This window comes from Saprospiraceae bacterium (assembly GCA_016712145.1).
Taxonomy (GTDB): domain Bacteria; phylum Bacteroidota; class Bacteroidia; order Chitinophagales; family Saprospiraceae; genus Vicinibacter.
In genome coordinates this window covers 2515564-2532967 of sequence record JADJRO010000001.1, presented here as the reverse complement: position 1 = coordinate 2532967, position 17404 = coordinate 2515564, and the positions used below count along the sequence as shown (strand labels likewise).

Sequence of the window (17404 nt, the reverse complement as noted above, 5' to 3'; positions counted from 1 at the left end):
AGGCCTCAGCTTAAAAAATGCTGCATAAACTTAAACGTTCAATCCTCAAATACATCCTCCGCTTTAGACCGATCTCCCCTTAAATCTTTATAACCTATGCTCGAAGCATATTTCACCAATTTTTCTTTTAACATATTTCTGGCCCGAAAAAGTCTGGATCTTACCGTGCCAATAGGAATGTCAATAATTTTAGAAATTTCCTCGTAACTAAATCCTTCAATATCACAAAGCAAAATGACCGTCCGAAATTCCTCTGGCAATAAATTCAATGCAGTAGAAACTTCATCTCCTATCATTTTCTCAAAAACATCTTCCCGAAGGTCATAATAACCACTGACCTGCCCTTCTTCTTCCTCATTATATACAGCTACATCCTCATAATCTACCCGGGTAGGACGTTTACTCTCTTTCCGGTATTGATTGATGTAAGCATTCTTTAATATTTTAAACAACCAAGCCTTCGCATTAGTTCCTTCTTCAAACTTATCTATAAATCTAAAAGCTTTAAGGAAGGTCTCCTGAACCAGATCATCGGCATCTTCTTCATTATAGCACAGGTGGAAGGCAAATGAATGCAGTGCTTCTAAATGGGGTAGAAACTCCTTTTCAAAACGCTCGTGTAATGGACTGTTATGCTGGGGCATTCAAAAATTTCAATCTGCAAAGAAAACAAATTCTTTGGGCTTGATAAGCCTGGATTTTATTCGGAAATTTGCCTTCTATTCAAGATTATGACACAATTTATCAAAATAAGCATCCTGGGACTCTTCTTCTTTGGACTTGGAACTACGTTCACCAGGGCTGGCGACATCGAACTGGGACGCGTCAATTGGCTTCGCAGCCTAAAAAAAGGACAAGAACTCGCTAAAGAATCTGGAAAACCTCTGTTAATCCTGTTCCAGGAAGTACCAGGCTGCAGCACGTGCAAAAATTATGGAAGTGGTCCACTCAGCCATCCATTGCTTGTGGAAGCCATTGAGCAGTATTTTATTCCCGTATGCATTCATAACAATAAAAATGGTCCTGATAAAGAAGCGCTTCAGTTATTTCAAGAACCATCCTGGAACAATCCGGTTATTCGGATTGTCGATAAAGATTTTAAGGACATTCTTGGGCGATTGGCGGGAGATTATAGTGCATACGGACTTGTTTCTAAAATCAACTCGGCACTCGTAGTACGCGGTATAAAAATACCCGGTTATTTAAATTTACTAGAACAAGAATTCAGGGTAAATCAATTTGGTAGCTCCCAGGCTACTTTTGGAATGTATTGCTTTTGGTCTGGCGAGAAAACATTTGGAAAGTTGGACGGAGTCATCGCTACGAATGCTGGATATATGGGTGGTTCTGAGGTCGTGACGATCCAATATGATCCATCTAAAATCGGGCTCGATGAACTAATTAAAATAGGCAAATCACAAAACAATGCTGATCGATTATTTACCAATGAAAATATAAAAAATAATTCGATCCCAATAAAAAAACCAAGTGCTTTTAAACAAGATGCTGAAACAAAATATTATTTGTATAAATCAGATTACAAATATATTCCCATGACGGATATGCAAGCCACTAAATTGAATGCTGCTTTAGGCAATGGATTGAAAGATGATTCCATGTTATCACCCAAACAAATCCAATATTACAATTCAATTAAAGACAAAGACAAATCAAAACTAAAAAACCAAATCGGGAAAGGAATAGTTGATGGTTGGTAGTTGGTAGTTGATAGTTGATGGTAGTTACTATAGACTATAAAGCTACAGACTATAGACTACAGACTTTCTTCTCTTTATTTTATTTCAAGCTAAAAAGTCAAAAGATTATCTTTGCAAAATGTCCACACATCGTACCGTTGCATTTCATACGCTGGGTTGTAAATTGAATTTTTCAGAAACTTCTACAATTGGAAAACTATTCGAACAAGCCGGTTATCAGGAGGTTGATTTTAATTCGCCAAGTGATTTGTATATTATCAACACGTGTTCGGTAACTGATGAAGCGGATCGGAAATGTAGAAAGGCTGTCCGGGCTGCAGTTCGACAAAATGTGGAAGCGCAGATTATTGTAATTGGTTGTTATGCACAACTCAAGCCACAGGAAATTTCTGCAATACCTGGAGTGAGTATGGTTTTGGGAGCTACGGAGAAATTTAGAATTCTAGATTATATTCACAGAAACGATTTGGCTTCACCACATACTGGAATTTACCAACAATCTATTGAAGAAGTCAGTCAATTTGTTTCAGGTCATTCAATCGATGATCGTACGAGAAGTTTTCTAAAAGTTCAGGACGGCTGTGATTATAAATGCAGTTTTTGTACCATTCCACTTGCAAGAGGCCGTTCTCGAAGTGGAGAAATTCCAACAATTGTAAAAGCTGCTTCTGATTTAATTGCACATGGAATTAAAGAAATCGTTTTGACTGGTGTTAATATTGGAGATTTTGGAAATGGTACCGAAGTCCTGGAAGGAATTAAACCAAAAAAACAAGCGTTGTTTATCGATTTGGTAGAAGCTTTGGATGCATTGGAAGGTGATATCCGGTTTCGGATTTCATCTATTGAACCCAATCTTTGTACTTATGAATTGATAGATTTTGTTGCAGGTTCTAAACATTTTATGCCTCATTTTCACATGCCTTTACAATCAGGGGATAATGAAATTTTATCTTTGATGCGAAGACGTTATAAACGTGAACTCTATGAAGATCGTGTGAATTATATTAAATCTAAAATGCCCCATGCTTGTATTGGTGTTGATCTAATCTGTGGATTTCCCGGCGAAACAGAAACGCATTTCGATAACACCTATCATTTTATTGAAAAATTGGATATAAGCTATCTCCATGTATTTACATACTCTGAAAGGCCAAATACAGCAGCCTTGGAACAAATGGGTAAAGTAAGTCCTGAAGTCAGACACTTGCGATCTAAAAAATTAAGAAATTTATCTGATCAAAAAAAGCTGAACTATTATTTAAAGTTCGAACAAAGTGAGCAAGAAGTCTTGGTAGAAAATAAACTTGACAATGGATATATCAGCGGTTATTCAAAAAATTATTTACGCATCCATTTAAATAAAGAAATTGCCCAAGTAAATCAAGTGGTTGCTGTAAAATTGGGGTCTATTAAAAAAGAACCAAGTAGAGAGCTTAGTTTCTACGCTGAATTGGCTTAAAAGAAAAACCCAATGCTTACGAAAATATAGTCTGCTTTATAGTCGGTGTTATGGTATAGCGCAGTAAGACCTTTTTCGAAATTGAAATCAACCACCAAAGGACCAAAATCTACTCCTGCACCAACCAAGGCCCCAAAGCTTGCATCATTTATACTGTTGTGGTCCAATCCTAGTTCGTTTTCTTCAATAAAAGCAGTGTAGCTAAACTGGCCACCCCCCATAAGACGAAGCTTAAAAGCCTCCGTATTGATCAATTTGAATCCTATTTGCAAGGGAATCTTAAGAAAATAAGCTGCCGGCAAGTTAGAAAATGGATCCAACATTTCTTTAGACTGTAACTTGACCTTATGTAATTCTAAACCAGGGCGCAAAAATAAATTTTTACTACCAAGGCGGCCCGATAAGCTAGCATGCCACCCGCTCATAACTTCATCTGGCTTATTTACAGCTGGATTGTCTGAAAAAGCCATGCTGACGCCGACGGATGCTACCATTCCGGATTGAGAATAGGACCCCAAACTTAGCATGCTAAGCAGTCCAATGAATATAAATCGGTTAATCATAAGGTCAAAAATTAGAAAAAGCCTACATTTATGCATACAAAGATAATTATTATATTTATATATTATAAATTTTTATAATTTGTAATTAACATTATGTGGCCTGATTTTTCATACATTCTTCATAGCCTGATTGGCACAGAACCCGACAATGCGTTTTCGGTTATTAAAACTTTTGGTTTCTTTTTAGGCATTGCATTTATTGCAAGCGCTTCGTTGTTATACATTGAGCTTAAAAGGAAAGAAGGACAAAATCTAATCACCGGAATGGTGGAGACCGTTATTGTCTATAAACCCATTGATTGGCAAGACATATTAACTCAGGCTTTTATCAATTTTGTAATTTTTTATAAAATTGGATATATCGTCAGCCATTTTGAATCTTTCAAGATAGATCCTGCGGCAGTTATTTTTTCCACAAAAGGAAACTTTACAGCTGGCCTGGTACTTTTTCTGGTTACTGCAATATATCTTTTTTATAAAATGTCTGGAGAAACAGATAAACAAATTAAAACAGCAGAAGTATTTATACATCCACACCAGCGCCTTACAAACATTACGATTGTTGCTGCTATTTATGGTTTGATTGGTTCAAAATTATTTTCAGTATTAGAAAATTGGAATTCCTTTATTAAAGATCCGATTGGCGAATTCTTTTCTGGCAGTGGCCTTACAATTTATGGTGGTTTAATACTTGCATATATAATGGTTTACCGGTATGTCGCTAAGCGCGGGATTCATCCAATCCATATGATGGATGCCGTTGCTCCTTCCTTAATGATTGGATACTGTGTTGGAAGAATGGGTTGTCATTTTTCAGGAGATGGCGATTGGGGAATCATAAACGAATTGAGTAAACCGAATTGGTTTATTTTTCCTGATTCCTGGTGGGCTAACTCCTATGCACATAATGTATTGAATGAAGGTGTTAAAATACCAACATGCCAATGGCGCTATTGCAGCGAGTTATACCCAAAAGTATTTCCAACACCCTTGTATGAAATTATACTTGCAGGAATAATTACTATAATCTTATGGCTCTTACGTACCAAACTGCATCGTGCCGGCCTGTTGTTTTTTGTTTACTGCTTTCTTAATGGACTTGAACGATTTTTTATAGAATTTATCCGTGTGAATCCGCATTATTCAATTTATGGTTTTGATCTTTCTATGGCTCAATTTATTGCGCTTGGGCTTATGCTAACTGGTATTGCAGGATTTATCTTTTACTGGAAAAAAAACATACCTGCGTGATTCATGATTAAATCCGGATCATTTGCAAAAAAAATAATCCAATGGTCTACTGAAAATCCGAGAAATTATCCCTGGATCGGTGAACGAGATCCATACAAAATCTGGATATCAGAAATAATATTACAACAAACCAGATCAGAACAAGCAAAACCATTTTATGAGAACTTCATTTTGCAATTTCCCACATTACAAGTCTTAGCAAAATCATCTGAAGATGAAGTTTTAAATCATTGGAAAGGACTCGGATATTATTCGCGGGCAAGAAATTTATACCAAACGGCGCAAATAATCCAAACACAACACCAAGGACAATTTCCTGAAGAATACCATGATATTCTGAAACTTAAAGGAATTGGTGTTTATACTGCTTCAGCGATCTGTAGTTTTGCATATAATCAAGCGTATGCTGTGGTAGATGGAAATGTGATTCGCTTACTTTCCAGAGTATTTGGAATCAATAAATCTGCTGTCGATGCTTCTGGTAAGAAATACTTTCAAAATTTAGCTCAACGTTTAATTGATACTAAGAATCCTGCATCCTATAATCAGGCTATTATGAACTTTGGTGCCATGATTTGCCTTCCACAAAAACCACTGTGTCAAGAATGCACTTTTCAAAAAAATTGTGTTGCATACAAGTTAAATGAGATTTCAAAATATCCATATAAGCCGAAAAAAATTAAATTAAAAGAACGATACCTGCATTTCTTTCTATTTAAAAATAAACAAGGTAAAATACCAATCAGAAAGCGCACAGCTAGCGACATTTGGAAACATCTTTATGAATTTCCAATGATAGAAACAAATCAAGAGCATCATTTTAAAAAAGCGGATGTTCAACTCATTCAGAAGCTCGGACTCATAATTCAACCTGATTTTAAATTGATCAATTTAGGTCAAAAAAGGCACAAACTGAGTCATCAGGATCTTAAAATAAACTACTACTTGCTTCAAAATGTTGACTTTAATCCCAAAATAAAGCCCATGTTTTCCTTTGTTAAACCAGAAAACTTGGTGAATTTTGCATTTCCAAAAGCTACCGATCCATTATTAGCGTATATTAAGCCTTGAATCATGTTAAACAAAGTTACTTTAATTGGAAATTTAGGAAAAGACCCTGAAATACGCGCCTTAGAAAACGGGGTCAACCGTGCAAATTTTACATTGGCTACAAATGAAAATTATAAAGACCGCAATGGAAACTGGCAAAAAAGCACAGAATGGCATGAAATAATCATGTGGCGCTCTATGGCAGAGCGGGCTAAAATTTTGAAAAAAGGAATGCTCGTATATGTAGAAGGAAAATTAACCCATAGAAAATGGGTAGATAAAGAAGGCAGAGATCATTACACAACTGAGATTACTGCTGATGTTTTAAAAATTCTTGAAAAAAGAGATCATTCCGCATCAACGCACTCCAACCCTAACACAAGCACCGAAGAAAAAAAATATGACTCCACAACAACCAACCATCTCGACAGTGAAGAAGATGATTTACCTTTTTAATTAAAAGGTTCAATTCGTGGAAGCTGACCCTTACTATTCGACCCCTTTTGCTTTTATAATAAGCACGTTACTTTTCATACCATTTGAAGAGTTGAGCTATCTATTTACACTAATTATCTTATTGCTTTGCTCAGGAATCTTTTCTGGAACTGAGATTGCTATGTTTTCATTGAAAAATGAAGATATGGATGAAATTGCCGAATTAAAAACACCTGCATCCAAAGCATTAATCTATCTAAAGCATCATACCAAAAAACTATTGGCCCTCATTTTAATCTGCAACACCTTTGTAAATATTGGGATCGCTTTAATTTTAGAACGTTTACTAGCAATTTGGTTGCCGGTTTCAAAATGTACCATCTGGGCGCAAAATGTAATTAGTGTTTTTAATTTACAATCTTCTAATCCAGAAGAACTTGGCAGCATAATTTATTTTAGCATTGCCGTTGTCGGTTCAACGACCTTGATCTTGTTTTTCGGTGAAGTTATGCCTAAAATATATGGACGACTTAATCCAATAAGTCTTTCTTTAATGTTAGCACTGCCCATTCGAACATTAGATATAATTTTTTCGCCTATTACGCGGGTGATGGTAAGTATGACCAATCGTGTTGAAAAAAAATTATTGGAAAAAAAAGTTGGTTTGCAAACAACCAGCAAAGAAGATTTGGATACAGCAATTGATTTGGCAGTAAGTCAGGATATAAATTCTGAAAAGCAGGTTGATATTTTAAAAGGGATTATTAAGTTTAATGATGTCTCTACAAAACAAATTATGACACCCCGTACTCAGGTGTATGGATTGGACTTTAATTCAAACTATGCTTCCGTTTTAAAAATAGTTCGCGATTGTGGATTTTCAAGACTCCCGGTTTACAATGAAGATTTTGATCAAATTACTGGAATTATATATGCTAAAGATCTTATCGGCCATCTAAATGAATCCGATGATTTTGAATGGCAAAGCTTGATCCGTACCAATACTTTGTATGTACCAGAATCCCGAAAAATTAATGACACTTTAAACGACTTTCGAGAAAAACACGTTCACATGGGTTTTGTGGTTGACGAATACGGAGGTACAAACGGTATTGTCACCTTAGAAGACATTATGGAAGAAATCGTAGGAGAAATTAAAGATGAATTTGATGAACAACACGAACTCAATTTTGTAAAAATAGATCCTAACACCTATTTGTTTGATGGGAAAACCTTGATCAATGACATGTGTCGCGTTATTGGCATCGATATATATCGATTTGAAGAAGCTCGAGGTAATTCAGATTCCATTGCAGGATTATTATTAGAGCAATCGGGAGAAATGCCACGAAAAGATGAAGAAATCCAAATAGAAAATATTAAATTTAAAGTAACTGCTGTAAATAAAAGACGCATCGAACAAATTAAAGTAAGTTTATAAATACAGAAGCTTAGATTCCACGATACACCTGCCATTACATGAATTACAAAATTCTACGATACTTTTTTTCAATATCAATTTGCCTGGCTTTAAGTAGCTGCAAAGATTCTGTTTTTACTCCAAAGCCCCGGATGTATCCAAAAATATCCTTTCCCGAATTTACTTTAGTAAAATATGAAACTGCGGCTTGCCCATTTACATTTCAATACGCATCCTATGTCAAACCAATAAAAGATACATCCTTTTTTGGTGAAAAGCCCTTAAACGATTGTTGGCTCAATTTACAAATGGAAATTTTTAATGGTACCATTTACTGTTCATACCTTCCTATCACTAAATCAGAAGATTTGACAAAATACATCAAGGATTCTTATAAACTAGCTCGTGAACATCAAGTAAAAGCAAACTTTATTGATGAAATTCCTATTCACAAATCAAACCAGGTGAATGGAATGCTTTATAATTTAGAAGGGCCTACGGCTTCTTCTTTTCAATTCTATCTTACGGATTCTACAAAGCACTTCTTGCGTGCATCCTTATATTTTAATGCGCAAACCAGGCCAGACTCACTGAGTCCAATCATCGAATTTGTAAAAAAAGACCTGATGACTATTATAAATTCCTTTGAGTGGCGTTATTGAATTCTATAACTCAATCCGATATTTAATCCAATGAAAACATATTTTTGGCTGATTGGATTTTCAGTATTAGATAATGAATGCAAATAATATCTCATGGATGGCTCTAACAATAATAGAATCCGCTCATTGTACTTATAATTTAAACCAACACTGGTTATTAAACTAAGCCCAGCATTTTTTCTAAAAAAAGAAACGCCTGCTTCTCCTCCGTTTTTAAGGTCATAAACATTTTTAATATCTTCCTTGTAAATTTTACCACTTTGACTTGACCAAAGATTTAAACCGATTCCACCATTAAGAGAAAGAATAAAGTCTTTCAGGTCTTTTTCAAAACCAATCGTAATCGGTAAATCCAGGTAATTATATTGATTGTAGATTTTATCAAGAATCACTTTCTCTTCAACTTGGGTACTCACCACATTTCCATCTTTGTCTTTTATTTCTTTGGTAATTTTTTGCCGTTCTTTTACAAAATCGAAACGCTCCTTATTTTTTGCATAAGCTATTCCTCCACGGAATGTCAATCCATTTGCAGCAACAAAAGATCCACGTACTCCAATACTATAAGACATAATAGGTTTCTCTGAATTGGACCGCTCAATAGCATATTTAACCAAAGAAGGGTCATTTGTGCTTAACGTGCGGTTTGCTAATTCTGGAGAAAAATAAACATCCATAAAAAAGTGTGGCTTCCTGCTTTTATAAACATTACATCCATCCAACACACTGGATGCTTTATTTTCTGTGCTTGATATTAAAGATTCTTCATTGCTTTTTTTAGAATCTTGCAAGATTAGATCAGGATAAATTGCGCTATTGGGCCCTGAAACAAGCGTTTCTAAAAAGATTGGATCTGCAGATGCGGTTAAATTTTCCGCAGTATATGCTGATACACCTTGTGTAATGACTTTGTTGAATTTCGTCTCTGATTCAATTAAAAAATTAGAAGGCGTTTCAATGTCCGTTAATTTATTCTGTTCAACGCGTCCTGCTTTATTTTCTGAAATGAACTTGTTTGTAGATATGTTTTTTGTATGAATTGCTGTACTTGGATTGCTACGCTTTCTTTTATTAAGATTTAAATCTTTGATCGCAAGAGGCGCTTTATTTGAGTTTGTTGAACTAGCAAGAGAAGAATAATCAACCGTTTCAGGAATCATTGGAAGATCCTTATTGCGCTGTTGTTCAAGTTTTTGGAATTTCAACCACTTTGTAACGATATAGGTTCCGGCTCCAATAACCATAAAAACGATGAGAGAAGACAATAAGATTGTCCACCAGCTGCCCAATAAATGAGGTCTGCGTTTATCTTCATCGAGTTTTTTGGCTATAGTTTCCCAAACGTGCGGATTAACCTGCATTTCAAAATTTTGAAGTTTCTTTTGAAATAGTTTATCCATCCAGCCCGAATTAATCATATAGTAGTTTTTTGTAGCTTTAATAATTTATCTTGTAATACTTTCCTTGCTTTAACCAATTGAGATCTTGAAGTGCTCTCCTCAATTTTTAAACTTTCGCTTATTTCTTTATGAGAATACCCTTCTATGGCATAAAGATTAAAGACCATCCGATATCCATCCGGTAATTCACTAATCAGCCCGAGTAATTCCCGTTCACTCATACTATCAATTGCTTCAGGATCTTCAAACGTTTCCGGAAGCTCATCACCCACGGAGTATTCATTTTGAAAACTCTTCCGGTGACAATTTTTAATAGCATTGTTGATCATGATTCTCCGGATCCATTGCTCGAATGGACCTTCAAACTTATATTGTTCCAGGTTGGTAAATACTTTTATAAAGCCATCCTGTAAGAGGTCTTCAGCTTCCATCAAATGTCTTGAATAGCGACTACAGACCGCCAACATTTTCCCTGAATAGCGATCAAACAATGCCTTTTGACTGATGCGATCTCCCTTTAGGCAACCTTGTATGATCTGTTCTATTTCCACGAGACCACTAGCTTTATGTTAAGACGCTCTTTCTTTTCAAAACGCTGCTTTCAAAGTATTTAAACCTAATAATCAATTAGTTAGCACTTTCTTTGGTAAGAAATTCATCTAAAATACGGTTAAATTCAACCGGTTTTTCCATCATTGGAGCATGTCCACACGAATCAAGAAAAAATAAACTGGCATTTGGAATCAACTCTTTAAACTTTTCGGCTACAAATGGCGGCGTAACTCCATCGTTTTTACCCCAAATCAATAAAGTAGGTGCATGAATATTTTGGAGTTTATCCCCTAAATTGTGTCGAATCGCTGATTTTGCAGTGGCTATTACCCGAATTGCTTTTCCGCGATCATTTACAATATCATATACTTCATCAACCAATTCTTTAGTTGCTACACTTGGATCAAAAAACGTCTCTTCCGTCTTATTCTTAATGTACTCGTAATCTCCCCGTTTAGGGAAACTGCTTCCCATTCCACTTTCAAACAGACCGGAACTGCCTGTTAAAGTAATTGAATTGATCTTTTCGGCATCTGCAAGGGCATATAATAAGGCAATATGACCTCCTAAACTATTTCCAACTAAGTTGAGCTTTACAAACTGCTTAAACTTGACAAAATCCAAAACATGCTCTACCAAACCATTTAAGGACGCTTTAAAAATAGGAAGTTCGTAAATCGGTAAAATGGGTATGATCACATTATACCTGTCTTTAAAATGATTAAGAATCCCTTCAAAATTACTTAAAGCACCAAAAAGACCATGCAAAAGCATCAGATTAGGCCCTGATGTGTTTGTCTCTATATATTTAAATTTATCCTCTTCTATTAATTTAAATTCCATATAATGCTTAAGGTTCCGACAAAAATAATCTAATTCCAATAATAATGAAATGCAATTTATCTATTTCGCTGAGCTGGTAGCGTTTGAAACTATACTTAAAAAATTAATACTGGCCAATAATAATACAATTCCGGTTAATTGATGCAATGAACCCAGCCAAAGTGGAACAGATCCATGACTGTTTATCAAAGTAAATATCCCCAATAAAATTTGTGCTACAACTAAAAACAAAATGAGGTATAACGTACTTCTAAATTTGGAATGATACTTATAAATAATTAACAGAAATAAAATAAAAATTAAATAAGCAATCACTCTATGAAAAAATTGAATAATAACAGGTGCGGTATGTGAAATTTCATACTCAGAAAATAAAAAATTTGAATAATTAGAAAACTGAAAAATTTCTTTTGGAAGCCATTGTCCTAATAACAAAGGCCATTCAGGAGAAACCAATGCGGCTTTCATTCCTGCCATAACTCCACCCAAATAAATTTGCAAAAAAATCAAGAGTGAAAAAATAACAGGCAAATTAATAACCGTTTTAAATTCATTCCATTTAATTTGATTTCCTTCTGCAAACAGAATTGAAGTATAAATATACACCAGTAACAACACAGCAACACTCAGGTGAAATGACAATTTATAAGCATTTACCCATGGATAATTCACCAATCCGCTTGCAACCATAATCCATCCTAAAGAAGCAACTACAATAGCTAGTATAAAAATTACAAGCACTTTAACTTTTAGTTGTTTGCTAAGTAATCTCTTAAATAAAAAGTAACTAAGGGGTACAATAAAAACGAGTCCCATTAAACGCGCCCAAAGCCTGTGGAAATACTCCCAAAAAAAAATAAATTTAAAACGCTCCAGATCCATCCAGGCATTTACCTTGGTATATTGAGGCGTTTGCTTATATAAATCGAAATAGTGAGTCCATTGTTCTTCGTTCAGTGGATACCAAATTCCGGTTATGATATCCCAACGGGTGATACTTAAGCCGCTACCTGTCAGCCTGGTAATACCGCCTAAAATAATTTGGATTAACACAAGCACTAGGCCAGCCCAAAGCCATTGTAAAATAAATTTATTGTTTTTAGGCACTTCCACCGCACAAAATTGAGTATTTCCAAGCGGTTTTTCTTCAATTAAATTTTCCACTTCTTATATATCTTTATTTAAATATAAACAATAGGATGAATATGAATAAGGCTCTGTTAATATGTTAAATGGTCCATATTTTCTAGTTTTAAACATCTTTTAAACAAATATTTTAGAATACTAAATAAATGATTTAGAAGGATTAAAGAAGTTTTATTACACATGTTTAAAATACAATTGTTTAAAACAGGTTTGTAAAAAAATGTTTAAAACAAGCGATACAACCAGTATTTATTCACAATTGAATTAAAAATTAGATATAATTGAGGCAAAAAAGAGGAGCTTATTAAAAAATGGAGTCCAAATGTTTAAAAGCCAATTCAATACCTGCGAAAAAATAGATTTTTAAATATTGATAAACAGTGGATTAAGCTTTACAATTAAAATATATGTTTATAAAAAAATTATGAGAGTTTTAATTCAACGGGTTCTTTCGGCTTCTTTATGGATAGAAGGCACTAAATATTCAGAGATTCAAAAAGGACTTCTGGTTTTTTTAGGGATCGGACAAAATGAACAACAAATAGATGTGGATTGGCTGGTTAATAAAATTTGCCAGTTGCGAATTTTTTCAGACGAAAAAGATCAGATGAATTTGTCAGTACATGATATTAATGGAGCTATTTTGTTAGTAAGTCAATTTACGTTATTTGCGAGTACTAAAAAAGGGAACAGACCCGGATTTACTGCGGCAGCACTCCCATCAGAAGCAAATAAATGGTATTTAGCTTTTATAAAAGCACTCGAACAAGCAAGCCATAAAGAAATTAAAACAGGGGTATTTGGTGCTGATATGAAAATTGAATTGATCAATGATGGTCCAGTAACTATTTTTATAGATTCTAAACAACGGGAATAAATGAAATCAGAACAAGAACTCGTAGATACGTGGATTCAAAAATTGGGTGTACGTTATTTTAATGAAACGACAAACACGCTGCTATTAATGGAAGAAGTTGGGGAATTCACCAGACTTATTGCCAGAAAATATGGAGAACAATCCTTTAAAAAAGCAGAATCAGAGATCGATTTAAAAGCACAATTAGAAGATGAACTTTCCGACATCTTATTTGTGGTGATCTGTCTTGCAAATCAATTGAATATTGACTTGGATCAAGCATTTAAAATAACATGCTTAAAAAAACAACACGAGATAACAAGCGGCATACTGAAAATCCAAAACTTAAAAAATTGAAAAAGTAAGTTTTTATTGTGCAATTGTATTCTTGTCTGGATGTTGTGTATTCGCGTTTTTAGCTTACCTGATAATTCCAGACCAAAGCAGGTTTGCCAATAATCAAATTCCAGAATTTGCTTTGATGAATCCAGGCCAAACATATTGTTTGAATAAGCAATTGATTACCCAATCCGACCAAGGTTTCGTTGATAGATTTTTAAGCGGAAACAGGTCTGTTTATAAAAACCAGGTCGTTGCATTCAAGCAAAACAAGCAAACGATCTGCTCCTGCTTTTGGTTTGGTACCGACAAGTTTGGCAGAGATGTCCTAAGCCGAATTGTTGTTGGTCTGCGGTATACACTGATTATAGGGTTTGCTTCTGTGGTTTTGTCCTTAATCATTGGATTGGTATTGGGTGGATTGGCAGGATTTTTTGGTGGAAGGACGGATGCATTTATTTCAATTCTAATAAATGTCTTTTGGTCATTACCCACTATTTTATTGGCATTTGCTATCATTTTAAGCTTTGGAAGATCCTTTAGTTCAATTTTTATAGCTATAGCACTTACCATGTGGGGAGATGTAGCCCGATTGGTTCGGGCCCAGGTGCTGTATTATAAGGAGATGTTATTTGTTCAAGCTTCTAAAGCGATGGGATTTTCTGAATTTCGGATCTTATTTAAGCACATTATACCCAATTTAATGGGACCGGTATGGGTCAGTGCTGCTGGAAACTTTGCTTTAGCAGTTTTACTGGAATCGGGTCTTTCCTTTTTAGGTTTTGGGCTTCAACCTCCGATTCCCAGCCTTGGAAATATACTTCAGGAACAATATTCGTATGCAATATCAGGAAAACCCTTATTGGCATTGATTCCTTCGATTGTTGTAGTTTTGCTGATTCTGTCTTTTCAGGTGATAACCGCTCATCTGCGGGATTTAACCGATGTCAGAATGCAAGAAATCAGATGAGCCGGGAAGAAGCAATTTTAACGAAAATGGAAAATGAGCTGAGTTTAAAACAACTTCAGATTACCTCATTATTAAATATTACCCAGGCAATTAACGAAAATCTACCCCAGGAGGAACTTTTCAATATGTATAAAAGTTTTTTGACCTGGGAACTCAGCATTGAGCGTTTAGCACTTTTTATCAGAGAAGACGATAACTGGCAACTCGTAGTTACACACGATTTAGATCCTGAATTAGACTTAGCCAGTTTACCCCAATTGTTTATTAAATACAATCGATTGCACACGATTAAAAAAGCGGATAATGCCAAACTACAAGGTTTTGAATTTATTATTCCAGTCTATCATAAAACGGAACCCATTGCATATTCGTTAATTAGTGGTGTAAAAAGAGGTGATCAGATTTTTAATAATATTCAATTTATTACATCCATTACAAATATTGTTGCAGTAGCTATTGAGAACAAGCGCTTGGTTAGAAAGCAGATCGTACAAGAAAAAGAATGGGAGCTGGCAAAAGAGGTAACCCAAATGTTGATTCCAGAAGAAATGCCATGTGGAGCAAACTTTTCTTTGGCCAATGTCTACAGGCCCCATTACAAAGTAGGAGGTGACTATATTGATTACTTATGGTTTTCCGAACATAAAATATGTTTTTGCATTGCAGATGTATCTGGAAAAGGAATTGCAGCGGCAATGATTATGGCAAATTTTCAAGCCTTGTTGCAAAATCTTGGTCAACAATACAAAGATCTTGAAACCCTGGTTATGGTTTTAAACCAAGCGGTTATGAGAATTACAAAAGGAGAGAAATATCTAACTTTTTTTATTGCGGTGGCAGATTTAAAAAACAAGAAATTGTATTATGTAAATGCCGGCCACATACCACCCGTTTTATTTCAAGATGAAAAGTTTATTGACCTCAAGGCAACGACAACGATTATCGGTCATTTTGATCAATTACCTGAAATTCATGAAGGAATTATAGATTTAAAAGAAAATACGATATTGGTCGCATTTACCGATGGATTAATCGATTTAAAAAACAGCTTAGGGATAAATTTTACTGAAGACATGCTGCGCAGTTATATCTTAGAACATCGAAATGCACCCGCCAAGGAAATGTGTAATTCCATTATGGACTATATAACAGATTTTAAAGGAAAAGAGGAAATTCCTGATGATATTGCACTGGTTACGTTTAAATTTTCAGAAACATGAAGAAAAAATTTGTAGCCATACTTTTGGCAGTCATTGCAGGCGGATTTGGAGCTCATAAATTTTATCTTCGGCAACCAGAATTGGGTATATCCTATATAGCACTTTTTATATGGTTGGGTCGTATTGCAGGAATTCCATTGACTGCATTTTTAGGATGGTACGATGCATACAAACTTTTAACCATGGACAATGCTGAATTTGATAGACGGTACAACAGTTATTTTTTCAGAGACCGATTTGGAAGAAGACTTGAAAAATCAAAAGAACGAACGATTAATCGTGGAGGACGCTACATCATGATAGATGATGATTCACCTAAAAGCAGCCGGAATTATCCAACTGTTGTGAATTTTAAAAAACGCAAAGAAGCTGAAAACCTCAAGCAATCCGGAATAAAAAAATTCAAAGATTTTGACACGAAAGGGGCCATTGCAGATTTTAAATTGGCATTGGAAACTAGCCCCGAAGATTTTGCCATTCACTTTAATATTGCATGTGCATATTCATTAGAAGAACAAGCAAAGGAGGCTTTTACACATCTGGATTTGGCAGTTGCAAATGGTTTTAAGGAATATGAAAAATATTAAACCACGAAGCCCTGGCGTATATTCGTGTTTTGCCAGTATTTGAAGATTTTAAAAAGAATCAATTCCGTTTGAATGAGCAATTGAAAATGCAACTTCAAAATAGAATGCAAGAAAAGCATGAAAAGCAAGAAGAGCAACTTGTTTTAGTAAATAAAGTACCCATCGAACTAATAAAAGATAAATGATAGCACTCAATTTTATAGACAAGAATTTAACTGCGTTTTCGGTTAAAGATTCGGCTGGAACTGCAAGAAATTATCTCCAACAGGCGGGTTTGACTGAAGCAATTGTTTTGGATAAGCAACATTTTGAAGGAATGATTTCGAAAGATGATTTATTTGAATGCGATGAATCAACACGTTTAAATGAAATCCCATGCCAAATTCACGATTCGGTCGGACCCCAGAGTCATTTTTTTGAGATTTGGACCCGGATCGTTGAAAACCACCTCAGTTGTATTGCAGTTGTTAATGATCACGATGAATTTATTGGTATCATTTCCAAGCAAAGTCTCATTCAATTTTATGGCCAGTGTTTTGCAATGTCTGAACCAGGCTGCATAATCGTGTTAAGTCAACGGAGAATGGATTATTCCTTAAGTAAAATTGCGCGAATTATAGAAGAACAAGATTGTAATGTATTAGGAACGTTTGTAAGTGATGCATCTGATGCTGGTAGTTTATTTATAACGCTAAAATTAAATTGTCAGGATGCTCAAGGCATTGTTAATTCGCTTCAGCGTTATGGGATTGAAGTAGTTGAACTATTTTCGGAAGAGCGATTTAATGATCCTTTGCAGGATCGATTTAATATGTTGATGAGTTATTTAAATCTGTAATTATTTTCAGGCTACCCATTATCCTACTTTTTATATTCCTTAATCTAAAAGGAATTTCCCAAAATTTTGATACACTGGTTATCCATGGATTT

Annotated in this window: 19 protein-coding genes and 1 pseudogene; 14 read left to right on the top strand and 6 right to left on the bottom strand. The window is 35.0% G+C overall.

The genetic code is table 11. The features are described from left to right. Window positions 1-38: 38 nt before the first annotated feature. Window positions 39-644, bottom strand: a complete 606-nt coding sequence (locus IPK91_10415; protein MBK8297669.1) for a sigma-70 family RNA polymerase sigma factor — start codon at window positions 642-644, stop codon at window positions 39-41. Window positions 645-1265: 621 nt separating this feature from the next. Here IPK91_10415 and IPK91_10410 point away from each other — a divergent pair. Both IPK91_10410 and mtaB read left to right on the top strand, forming a co-directional pair. Continuing rightward, entirely contained in the window at window positions 1266-1718 is a 453-nt protein-coding gene (locus IPK91_10410) for a peptide-methionine (S)-S-oxide reductase (protein ID MBK8297668.1), read from the top strand. Between the two features lie 118 nt (window positions 1719-1836). Continuing rightward, a complete protein-coding gene (mtaB, locus tag IPK91_10405) occupies window positions 1837-3180 on the top strand; it encodes a tRNA (N(6)-L-threonylcarbamoyladenosine(37)-C(2))-methylthiotransferase MtaB (GenBank protein MBK8297667.1) in 1344 nt (447 codons plus the stop codon). Here mtaB and IPK91_10400 read toward each other — a convergent pair. Further along, window positions 3177-3743: an outer membrane beta-barrel protein gene (locus IPK91_10400; protein MBK8297666.1), complete on the bottom strand. Its 567-nt coding sequence runs from the start codon at window positions 3741-3743 to the stop codon at window positions 3177-3179. The two genes, mtaB and IPK91_10400, sit on opposite strands and share 4 nt — an antisense overlap. Before the next feature lie 93 nt (window positions 3744-3836). Between IPK91_10400 and IPK91_10395 the strand changes: the two genes are divergently transcribed. From IPK91_10395 to IPK91_10375, 5 genes are all read left to right on the top strand, one after another. Beyond that, entirely contained in the window at window positions 3837-4994 is a 1158-nt protein-coding gene (locus IPK91_10395) for a prolipoprotein diacylglyceryl transferase (protein ID MBK8297665.1), read from the top strand. 3 nt (window positions 4995-4997) lie between these two features. Beyond that, a complete protein-coding gene (gene mutY / locus IPK91_10390; GenBank protein ID MBK8297664.1) occupies window positions 4998-6065 on the top strand; it encodes an A/G-specific adenine glycosylase in 1068 nt (355 codons plus the stop codon). Window positions 6066-6068: 3 nt separating this feature from the next. Continuing rightward, complete coding sequence (ssb, locus tag IPK91_10385) at window positions 6069-6500, top strand: single-stranded DNA-binding protein (GenBank protein ID MBK8297663.1); 432 nt, start codon at window positions 6069-6071, stop codon at window positions 6498-6500. Between the two features lie 16 nt (window positions 6501-6516). Further along, on the top strand, window positions 6517-7920 hold the full coding sequence (gene gldE / locus IPK91_10380) for a gliding motility-associated protein GldE (protein ID MBK8297662.1): 1404 nt from the start codon (window positions 6517-6519) through the stop codon (window positions 7918-7920). Between the two features lie 131 nt (window positions 7921-8051). After that, entirely contained in the window at window positions 8052-8561 is a 510-nt protein-coding gene (locus IPK91_10375; protein ID MBK8297661.1) for a hypothetical protein, read from the top strand. Here the strand turns inward: IPK91_10375 and IPK91_10370 are convergent. The 4 genes from IPK91_10370 to IPK91_10355 all read right to left on the bottom strand — a co-directional run bounded on the left by IPK91_10370 (window position 8555) and on the right by IPK91_10355 (window position 12520). Then, the gene (locus tag IPK91_10370; GenBank protein ID MBK8297660.1) at window positions 8555-9961 is read right to left on the bottom strand and encodes a hypothetical protein; all 1407 of its coding nucleotides are present in this window, start codon (window positions 9959-9961) and stop codon (window positions 8555-8557) included. The two genes, IPK91_10375 and IPK91_10370, sit on opposite strands and share 7 nt — an antisense overlap. Window positions 9962-9975: 14 nt before the next feature. Beyond that, window positions 9976-10512 carry a sigma-70 family RNA polymerase sigma factor gene (locus tag IPK91_10365; protein ID MBK8297659.1) on the bottom strand — a complete coding sequence of 179 codons (537 nt, stop codon included), beginning with the start codon at window positions 10510-10512 and terminating at the stop codon, window positions 9976-9978. A gap of 76 nt (window positions 10513-10588) precedes the next feature. Next, on the bottom strand, window positions 10589-11356 hold the full coding sequence (locus tag IPK91_10360) for an alpha/beta hydrolase (protein MBK8297658.1): 768 nt from the start codon (window positions 11354-11356) through the stop codon (window positions 10589-10591). A gap of 60 nt (window positions 11357-11416) precedes the next feature. Continuing rightward, a complete protein-coding gene (locus IPK91_10355) occupies window positions 11417-12520 on the bottom strand; it encodes a COX15/CtaA family protein (protein ID MBK8297657.1) in 1104 nt (367 codons plus the stop codon). A 406-nt stretch (window positions 12521-12926) separates the two neighbouring features. Between IPK91_10355 and IPK91_10350 the strand changes: the two genes are divergently transcribed. From IPK91_10350 to IPK91_10320, 7 genes and pseudogenes are all read left to right on the top strand, one after another. After that, a complete protein-coding gene (locus IPK91_10350) occupies window positions 12927-13379 on the top strand; it encodes a D-tyrosyl-tRNA(Tyr) deacylase (GenBank protein MBK8297656.1) in 453 nt (150 codons plus the stop codon). After that, window positions 13380-13723 (top strand): annotated as a pseudogene (locus IPK91_10345) (nucleotide pyrophosphohydrolase). It abuts the gene before it with no gap. A gap of 140 nt (window positions 13724-13863) precedes the next feature. Next, window positions 13864-14667: an ABC transporter permease gene (locus IPK91_10340; protein ID MBK8297655.1), complete on the top strand. Its 804-nt coding sequence runs from the start codon at window positions 13864-13866 to the stop codon at window positions 14665-14667. Further along, window positions 14664-15887 (top strand): SpoIIE family protein phosphatase, encoded by a 1224-nt coding sequence (locus IPK91_10335; GenBank protein ID MBK8297654.1) that lies wholly within the window; start codon window positions 14664-14666, stop codon window positions 15885-15887. The genes IPK91_10340 and IPK91_10335 overlap by 4 nt, the downstream gene beginning before the upstream one ends. Continuing rightward, window positions 15884-16474: a TM2 domain-containing protein gene (locus IPK91_10330; protein ID MBK8297653.1), complete on the top strand. Its 591-nt coding sequence runs from the start codon at window positions 15884-15886 to the stop codon at window positions 16472-16474. Before IPK91_10335 ends, IPK91_10330 begins: the two co-directional genes overlap by 4 nt. A gap of 29 nt (window positions 16475-16503) precedes the next feature. Next, window positions 16504-16659 carry a hypothetical protein gene (locus IPK91_10325; GenBank protein ID MBK8297652.1) on the top strand — a complete coding sequence of 52 codons (156 nt, stop codon included), beginning with the start codon at window positions 16504-16506 and terminating at the stop codon, window positions 16657-16659. Next, window positions 16656-17312: a CBS domain-containing protein gene (locus tag IPK91_10320; protein ID MBK8297651.1), complete on the top strand. Its 657-nt coding sequence runs from the start codon at window positions 16656-16658 to the stop codon at window positions 17310-17312. The genes IPK91_10325 and IPK91_10320 overlap by 4 nt, the downstream gene beginning before the upstream one ends. Window positions 17313-17404: the final 92 nt, after the last annotated feature.